The organism is Ramlibacter sp. (genome assembly GCF_028292805.1).
Lineage (GTDB): Bacteria > Pseudomonadota > Gammaproteobacteria > Burkholderiales > Burkholderiaceae_C > Ramlibacter.
On the sequence record NZ_JAQGLS010000132.1, the window covers coordinates 1 to 7,739 of the forward strand.

The 7,739-nt window shown below is 67.1% G+C and carries 9 protein-coding genes; 4 read left to right on the forward strand and 5 right to left on the reverse strand.

Annotated features, from left to right (window positions below; translation table 11 throughout):
- The 5 genes from JWP65_RS07790 to JWP65_RS07810 all read right to left on the reverse strand — a co-directional run.
- A partial coding sequence (locus JWP65_RS07790; protein ID WP_299762387.1) for an acyl-CoA dehydrogenase family protein occupies nucleotides 1–1,376 on the reverse strand: 1,376 nt, incomplete at its 3' end.
- 6 nt (nucleotides 1,377–1,382) lie between these two features.
- Nucleotides 1,383–2,093, reverse strand: a complete 711-nt coding sequence (locus tag JWP65_RS07795) for a TetR/AcrR family transcriptional regulator (RefSeq protein WP_299762390.1) — start codon at nucleotides 2,091–2,093, stop codon at nucleotides 1,383–1,385.
- Between the two features lie 133 nt (nucleotides 2,094–2,226).
- Nucleotides 2,227–3,075: a fumarylacetoacetate hydrolase family protein gene (locus JWP65_RS07800; protein ID WP_299762393.1), complete on the reverse strand. Its 849-nt coding sequence runs from the start codon at nucleotides 3,073–3,075 to the stop codon at nucleotides 2,227–2,229.
- Between the two features lie 22 nt (nucleotides 3,076–3,097).
- Nucleotides 3,098–3,844, reverse strand: a complete 747-nt coding sequence (locus JWP65_RS07805; RefSeq protein WP_299762395.1) for an SDR family NAD(P)-dependent oxidoreductase — start codon at nucleotides 3,842–3,844, stop codon at nucleotides 3,098–3,100.
- Nucleotides 3,841–4,587 carry an SDR family oxidoreductase gene (locus tag JWP65_RS07810; protein WP_299762397.1) on the reverse strand — a complete coding sequence of 249 codons (747 nt, stop codon included), beginning with the start codon at nucleotides 4,585–4,587 and terminating at the stop codon, nucleotides 3,841–3,843. The genes JWP65_RS07805 and JWP65_RS07810 overlap by 4 nt, the downstream gene beginning before the upstream one ends.
- A 181-nt stretch (nucleotides 4,588–4,768) precedes the next feature.
- Here JWP65_RS07810 and JWP65_RS07815 point away from each other — a divergent pair, with 181 nt between their 5' ends.
- The 4 genes from JWP65_RS07815 to JWP65_RS07830 all read left to right on the forward strand — a co-directional run.
- On the forward strand, nucleotides 4,769–5,509 hold the full coding sequence (locus JWP65_RS07815; RefSeq protein WP_299762399.1) for a FadR/GntR family transcriptional regulator: 741 nt from the start codon (nucleotides 4,769–4,771) through the stop codon (nucleotides 5,507–5,509).
- Between the two features lie 10 nt (nucleotides 5,510–5,519).
- The gene (locus JWP65_RS07820) at nucleotides 5,520–6,500 is read left to right on the forward strand and encodes a sialic acid TRAP transporter substrate-binding protein SiaP (protein ID WP_299762401.1); all 981 of its coding nucleotides are present in this window, start codon (nucleotides 5,520–5,522) and stop codon (nucleotides 6,498–6,500) included.
- 106 nt (nucleotides 6,501–6,606) lie between these two features.
- Nucleotides 6,607–7,185 (forward strand): TRAP transporter small permease, encoded by a 579-nt coding sequence (locus tag JWP65_RS07825; protein WP_299762403.1) that lies wholly within the window; start codon nucleotides 6,607–6,609, stop codon nucleotides 7,183–7,185.
- A gap of 39 nt (nucleotides 7,186–7,224) precedes the next feature.
- The coding region (locus JWP65_RS07830) for a TRAP transporter large permease subunit (protein WP_299762405.1) at nucleotides 7,225–7,739 on the forward strand (515 nt) is incomplete at its 3' end.

The window sequence follows — 7,739 nt, forward strand, 5'->3', positions numbered from 1 at the left end:
AGCACCTTGCGGCCCAGCAGGTCGAGCGACTGGATGGTGTTGGTGCCTTCGTAGATCATGTTGATGCGGTTGTCCCGCACGAACTGCTCCATGCCCCATTCCTTGATGTAGCCGTGGCCGCCGAACACCTGCATGCAGGCATTGGTGGCGACGTGGCCGTTGTCGGTCAGGAAGGCCTTCACGATCGGCGTCAGCAGCGCCACCACTTCACCGGCGTCCTTGGCGACCTTGGGGTCCGGGTGGTGCAGCTCCTTGTCCAGCAGCAGCGTGCAATAGATCGCCAGCGCCCGGCCGCCCTCGGCGTACGCCTTGGCCGTCAGCAGCATCTTGCGCACGTCTGGGTGCACGATGATCGGGTCGGCCGGCTTGTCCTTGGCCTTGATACCCGACAGCGAGCGCATCTGGATGCGGTCCTTGGCGTAGGCCAGCGCGTTCTGGAACGCCACTTCGGTCAGGCCCAGCGACTGGTTGCCCACGCCCAGGCGGGCGGCGTTCATCATGACGAACATCGCGGCCAGGCCCTTGTTGGGCTGGCCCACCAGCGTGCCGGCAGCGTTCTCCAGCACCAGCTGCGCGGTGGCATTGCCGTGGATGCCCATCTTGTGCTCCAGGCCGCCGCACCAGATGCCATTGCGCTCGCCCATCGAGCCATCCGCCTTGACGTCGTACTTGGGCACGGCGAACAGGCTGATGCCCTTGCTGCCCGAGGGCGCGTCCGGCAGCCGCGCCAGCACCAGGTGGATGATGTTCTCCGCCATGTCGTGCTCGCCGGCGCTGATGAAGATCTTGTTGCCGGTGATGCGGTAGCTGCCGTCAGGCTGCGGTTCGGCCTTGGTGCGCAGCATGCCCAGATCGGTGCCGCAGTGCGGCTCGGTCAGGCACATGGTGCCGGTCCACTCGCCGGTCACCAGCTTGGGCAGGTACAGCTTCTTCTGTTCTTCGGTGCCGTGGACATGCAGCGCCTCGTAGGCCCCGTGCGACAGGCCGGGATACATGGTCCAGGCCTGGTTGGCGCTGTTGAGCATTTCGTACATGCACTGGTTGACCACGAACGGCAGGCCCTGGCCGCCGTACGCGGGGTCGCACGACAAGGCCGGCCAGCCGCCTTCGACGAACCTGGCATAGGCGTCCTTGAAGCCGGTGGGCGTGGTGACCTCGTGGGTTTCCTGGTCCAGCGTGCAGCCTTGCTCGTCGCCGCTGATGTTCAGCGGCAAGGTGACTTCGGTGGCGAACTTGCCGGCTTCTTCCAGCACCGCATTGATGGTGTCGGCGTCGATGTCGGCGTGCTTGGGGCAGGCTTTGAGTTCGTCGGTGACCTTGAGCACTTCGTGCATCACGAACTGCATGTCGCGCAGCGGCGGGGTATAGCTAGGCATGTCTGGTCACTCCTTGGCGGCTCTGGCCGTTGGTCTGGATTTGGGGGCGGACTTGGCGGCAACGGCCACGGCGGGGACGCCATAGCGCTGCAGGATGTTCTCGAAGCCAGTGTGGGCGCGGGCGATGGAGCCCGGGTTTTTCAGGAAGCGCGCTTCGTAGTGCAGCGCCAGGATCAGGCCGTGGATCTCGAACAGCATCTGCTCCTCCTCCACCTCGGCGCGCAGGTGGCCTTCGTCCTTGGCCAGGGTGATGGCGCGGCGCATGGCCTCGTGCCAGGTCTGCACCGACCAGGCCAGCGCGTCGCGCACCGGCCCCGGGCGGTCGTCGAACTCGACGGCGCCGCTGATGTAGATGCAGCCGGAGTCAAGCTCCACCGACGTCAGCTTCATCCAGTTGGCGAACATGGCGCGCAGGCGCGGCAGGCCACGCGGCTCGCCGACGGCCGGATAGAACACCTGCTGCTCGAAGCGGGCGTGGTACTCGCGCACCACGGAAATCTGCAGCTCTTCGCGCGAGCCGAAATGGGCGAACACGCCCGACTTGCTCATCTGGGTGGCGTCGGCCAGCGCGCCGATCGACAGCCCTTCCAGCCCGATCTGGGTGGCCAGCGCCAGCGCCGCATCGACGATGGCGGCCTTGGTCTGCTGGCCTTTCTGCAAGGCCTTGCCTTCCCGCGGGGCGCGGGCCGGGTGGGGCGGCAGCTGGGCGACAGACATGGATGGTGCCTTGGGCAAAATAAAACGAACGGTCGTTCTATTTTGCACGAAAAAAGGGGGCAAGGGGAAGCCCCTGCCACCACATCTTCGTAGCGTGTGCAGCGAAGCTGCACACGCTCCCAACCGCGCGGGCTCAGAGCTTGAAGGGCACCACCACCTGGCGCTGCTCGCCCAGGCCTTCGATGCCCAGGGTCATCACGTCGCCCTTCTTCAGGAACTGCGGCGGCTTCATGCCCAGGCCGACGCCGGGCGGCGTGCCGGTGGTGATGATGTCGCCCGGCTTGAGCGTCATGAACTGGCTGACGTAGCTGACCAGCTTGGCCACGTTGAAGATCATGGTCTTGGTATTGCCGGTCTGGCGACGCTCGCCGTTCACATCCAGCCACATGGCCAGGCGCTGCACGTTGGCGATCTCGTCCGCCGTCACCAGCCAGGGGCCGACCGGGCCGAAGGTGTCGCAGCCCTTGCCCTTGTCCCACTGCGGGCCGCGCTCCAGCTGGTACTCGCGTTCGCTGACGTCGTTGCAGACGGCGAAGCCGGCCACGTAGCCCAGCGCCTTGGACTGCGCCACGTAGCGCGCTTCGGTTCCGATGATGATGGCCAGTTCCACTTCCCAGTCGGTCTTGACCGAGCCCTTGGGCAGCATCACGGGGTCGTTGGGGCCTTGCAGGCAGCTGGTGGCCTTCATGAAGACCACCGGCTCCTTCGGAATCGGCACGCCCGATTCGGCGGCATGGTCGGCGTAGTTCAGGCCGATCGCCACGAACTTGCCGACGCCGTTGACCGGGCAGCCAAAGCGCGGCGTGCCGCGCACCAGCGGCAGCTTGGCCGGGTTCACCTTGCGCAGCTTCGCCATGCCGGCTGCGCCCAGCTGCGCCGGGCCGATGTCGGGCACCACGCCGCTCAGGTCGCGGATGCGGCCGTCGGCGTCCACCAGGCCGGGCTTTTCCTTGCCGGGGTTGCCATAGCGTACGAGTTTCATTGTTGTTGCTTCCTGGTTGTTGTCAGTAGGTGGAGCGGCCGCCCGACAGGTCGAACACCGCTCCGGTGGAGAACGAGCACTCGTGCGTGCACAGCCACCCCACCATCGCCGCCACTTCCGCGGGCGTGCCGAAGCGGCCCATGGGAATCTTGGAAAGCATGAACTGTATATGCGCCTGCGCCATCTGCTCGAAGATCGCCGTTTCCACCGCCGCCGGCGTCACGCAGTTCACGCGCACCTCGGTGTCGGCCAGCTCCTTGCCCAGCGACTTGGTCAGCGCGATCACCGCGGCCTTGCTGGCGCTGTAGGCGCTGGCGTTGGGGTTGCCGTCCTTGCCGGCCACCGAGGCGATGTTGACGATGCGGCCGTAGCCGGCGGCGCGCATCACCGGCACCACCTCCCGGCAGCACAGGAACAGGCCGTTGAGGTTGACCTCCATCACCTGCCGCCAGGCATCCACCGGATACTCCCACAGCTTGGTGTTGGGGCCGGTGATCCCCGCGCTGTTGACCAGTGCATCGATCTTCGTCTCGCGCGCCACCGTCGCCGCGACGCCGGCGCGCACGGACTCCGCGTCGGCCACGTCGACCATGACGAAGCCCGCGGCCGCGCCCAGCTGGCGCGCCGCCGTCTCTGCCGCCGCCGCGTCGCGGTCCCACAAGGTGACACGCCCACCCGAGGCCAGCAGCCGCTGCGCGATGGCAAAGCCCAGGCCGCCGGCGCCGCCGATGACCACCGCGTGGCGAGCCTGGAAATCGAGCAGGTTCATATCGTGATGCCGCCGTCTGCCGCATAAGCCTGGCCGGTGACGAAGCGCGCCTCGTCGCTGGCCAGGAACACCACCAGCGGCGCGATCTCCTCGGCGCGGGCCAGCCGGCCCATCGGCTGGCGCGCCACGAAGGCGCGGCGCGCGGCCTCGGGATCGGCCTGGGCGTTGATGCGCTGGTTCAGCGACGGGGTGTCCACCGTGCCCGGGCAGATCGCGTTGCAGCGGATGCCGTGCGCCACGTAGTCCGCGGCCACGCTCTTGGTCAGGCCGATCACCGCCGCCTTGGTGGTGCCATAGATGAAGCGGTTCGGCAGCCCCTTGATGCTGCTGCAGACGCTGGCCATGTTGATGATGCTGCCGCTGCCCAGACCGCCGTCGTTCTCCAGCATGCGGGGCAGCACGGCCTGGATGGTCCAGAACTGCGCGCGCACGTTCAGGTCGAGCGCGAAGCTCCACTCGTCATCGCTCGCCTGCAGCACGGTGCCGTTGTGCACGAAGCCGGCGCAGTTGAACAGGATGTCGATCGCCGGCATCGCGGCGACCACCCGGGCGATTTCCGACTTGTCCAGCACGTCGAGGCTGGCGCGGCACACGCCGGCCACGCCCTCGTAGCTGTCCAGGAGTTGCGGGTTGACGTCGGTGGCCCAAACCTGGGCGCCCTGCGCCGCCAGCGCCAGGACGCTGGCGCGCCCGATGCCTTGCCCGGCCGCAGTCACCAGGGCGGTCTTGTTCTTCAGTCGCACGTTCGTGCTCCTTCCTAGGGACTAGGGACTAGGGGAACATCCGGATGCGCCCGAAGATCGTGCAGCAGATATTAATTGGCCTGACCACTTGGCCAATGCGTGACAACCCGCACCCCAACCCAACCCAACCCAACCCGTAGCCCGTAGCCCGTAGCCCGTAGCCCGTAGCCCCTCGAAAAGCATGCCGCTGCAAGTCGTCGAATCGAGCCGTCTCTATCGCCAGATCGCGGAGCAGCTGCGTGGGCTGATTTCCGCTGGCGAGTTCGATCCCGGCACCCGGCTGCCGGCCGAGCGCGACCTGGCACGCCAGTTCGGCGTGAGCCGGCCCTCGGTGCGCGAGGCGCTGATCGCGCTGGAGGTGGAAGGCTGGGTGGAGGTGCGCACCGGCTCCGGCGTCTACGTGCTGCCGGGCACGCGCCGCAACGGCAATGGCCGCGCCGGTGCCGGCGGCGCCGAAACCGACTGGGGGCCGCTGGAGCTGATGCGGGCGCGCGAGCTGGTCGAGGGCGAGGTGGCGGCGCTGGCCGCGCGCCATGCCCGCAAGACGCACCTGGTCACCATGCTGGCCGCGCTGACCCGCATGCGCGAGGACAGCGCCGCCGGCGCGGTGCCACGCACCGGCGACGAGGCCTTTCACAACGCAATCGCCCAGGCTTGCGGCAACGAGGTGCTGTCGGACACGGTGCGCGCCTACTGGCGGTCGCGGCGCGGGCCGCTGTCCGAGCGCCTGGGCGACTACTTCGAAAACCCGCCGTCGTGGAACGACGCCATCGTCGAACACACGGCGGTGCTGGACGCGATCCGCGCGCACGACGCCCAGGGCGCGCGCGCGGCGATGCAGCTGCACCTGCGCCGGGCCTGCAGGAGATACAGCGCGAGCTGGCGCCGCGCCAACAGTTGCCTGCCGCCAGACAACCACTAGGAGACTCGCCATGCCAAAACGCTTCACCCTCCAACTGATCGCCGCCTGTGCCCTGGCAGTGGCGGCGGCCGCCGCCCCGGCCCAGGCCCAGACCAAGCTGAAGTGGGCCCATGTCTACGAGACCTCCGAGCCGTACCACAAGTGGTCGGTCTGGGCCGGTGAGGAATTCAAGAAGCGCACCAATGGCAAGTTCGAGATCCAGGTGTTCCCGGCCTCCAGCCTGGGCAAGGAAAGCGAGATCAACCAGGGCCTGCAGCTGGGCACGGTGGACATCATCCTGACCGGCGCCTCGTTCGCCGCCAACTCCTTCCCGCGACTGGCCGTCAGCTACTACCCGTTCACCTTCCGCGATGCCGACCACGTGATCAAGTACAGCAGGAGCGACGTCTTTCGCGAGCTGACCGAGGGCTACAAGAAGGCCACCGGCAACACCGTGACGGCCCTGACGTACTACGGCGCCCGCCATGCCACCAGCAACAAGCTGTTCACCAACTGCGACCAGATGAAGGGTCTGAAGATGCGCGTGCCCGACGCGCCGGCCTACACCGCCCTGCCGCGCGCCTGCGGCGCCAACCCGACGCCGATCGCCTTGGCCGAGGTTTACCTGGCGCTGCAGAACGGCACCGTCGACGCGCAGGAAAACCCGCTGCCCACCATTGAGGCCAAAAAGTTCTTCGAGGTCCAAAAGAACATCATCCTGACCGGCCACATCGCCGATGCGCTGCTGACGGTGGTCTCGCGCAGCACCATGTCCAAGCTGAACCCGGCCGAGCAGAAGATCCTGGCCGAGGTCACGATGCAGGCGGCCGAGAATGCCACCAACGACATTCGCAAGCGCGAGGGCGAGCTGGTCGACGAGTTCAGGAAAAAGGGCGTCAACGTGGTGACCGTCGACCGCGCCGACTTCCAGCAGCGCGTTCTCAAGGCCATCACTTTCGAGTCCATGAAACTGGACAAGAAAGACTGGGACCGCATCATCGCCATCAAATAGGCCCACCCCGAAGCCGGCGCGGGGCGCCGGCCTGCCCTCAAGGGGCAATGCGGCGGACCGGCAAAGCCGGATCGACGCATTCCCCAGAAGAAGCCACCGGACCCCCATGAGCCAGCCAGCATCCATCGACGAGATGGCCCCCGTGATGGGGGCCGACGGCGAGTTCCACGCGCAGGACGAAGCGGTGGACCTCTCGGGCACCCCCTGGGAGGGCTGGGTCGCACTGACCTTCTTCTGGGTTCTGGGGGGCGTCGTCTTCTACCAGTTCTTCACCCGCTACGTGCTGAACGACTCGGCGGCGTGGACGGAGGAGATCGCGCGCTACCTGCTGATCGCGGTGGTATTCATCGGCGCGACGCTGGGCGTGATCAAGAACAACCACATCCAGGTCGACTTCTTCTACCGCTACATGCCGCAGCGCATGGGGCGCACGATGGCGCTGGCGGTGGACGTGCTGCGCACGGCGTTCCTTGCCGCCGCCGTGGTGCTGACGCTGATGATGATGCTCAAGCTGGGCAGCAACTCGCGCATGACGATGGTGGACCTGCCGATGAACTGGGTCTATGGCACCTGCCTGCTCGGCTTCGCCATGATGGCCGTGCGCTCGGCGCAGGTGGCGCGCCGCCACTGGCAGCGCGGCTACAGCGTGCTGGAGCGGCCGATGACGGAGATGACCGACCCCTGACGGCGACGAGAACAACGACCACGACAACGAGAACGACGCATGCTCAAGGTCATCTTCCTGCTGCTCATGAGCGGAGGCGTTCCGGTGGCCATCGCCATGGCCGGTTCGGCGCTTGTCTACATCCTGTGGACGGGCAACCTGCCCCCTTTCGTGGTGATCCACCGCATGGTCAGCGGCATCGACAGCTTTCCCCTGCTGGCGGTGCCGTTCTTCATCCTGGCCGGCAACCTGATGAACAACGCCGGCATCACCAACCGCATCTACAACTACGCGCTGGCGCTGGTGGGCTGGTTGAAGGGCGGCCTGGGCCACGTCAACGTGGTCGGCTCGGTGGTGTTCGCCGGCATGAGCGGCACGGCGATCGCCGACGCCGCCGGCCTGGGCACCATCGAGATCAAGGCCATGAAGGACCACGGCTACGACACCGAGTTCGCTGTCGGCGTGACGGCGGCCTCGGCCACCCTGGGGCCGATCATCCCGCCGAGCCTGCCGTTCGTGATCTACGGGATGATGGCCAACGTCAGCGTCGGCGCGCTGTTCCTGGCCGGCATCCT

Bases quoted from the DNA above. Each gene is read 5' to 3' on its own strand.
- JWP65_RS07795 (WP_299762390.1), bottom strand. From the start codon at position 2,093: ATGTCTGTCGCCCAGCTGCCGCCCCACCCGGCCCGCGCCCCGCGGGAA.
- JWP65_RS07800 (WP_299762393.1), bottom strand. From the start codon at position 3,075: ATGAAACTCGTACGCTATGGCAACCCCGGCAAGGAAAAGCCCGGCCTG.
- JWP65_RS07805 (WP_299762395.1), bottom strand. From the start codon at position 3,844: ATGAACCTGCTCGATTTCCAGGCTCGCCACGCGGTGGTCATCGGCGGC.
- JWP65_RS07815 (WP_299762399.1), top strand. From the start codon at position 4,769: ATGCCGCTGCAAGTCGTCGAATCGAGCCGTCTCTATCGCCAGATCGCG.
- JWP65_RS07820 (WP_299762401.1), top strand. From the start codon at position 5,520: ATGCCAAAACGCTTCACCCTCCAACTGATCGCCGCCTGTGCCCTGGCA.
- JWP65_RS07825 (WP_299762403.1), top strand. From the start codon at position 6,607: ATGAGCCAGCCAGCATCCATCGACGAGATGGCCCCCGTGATGGGGGCC.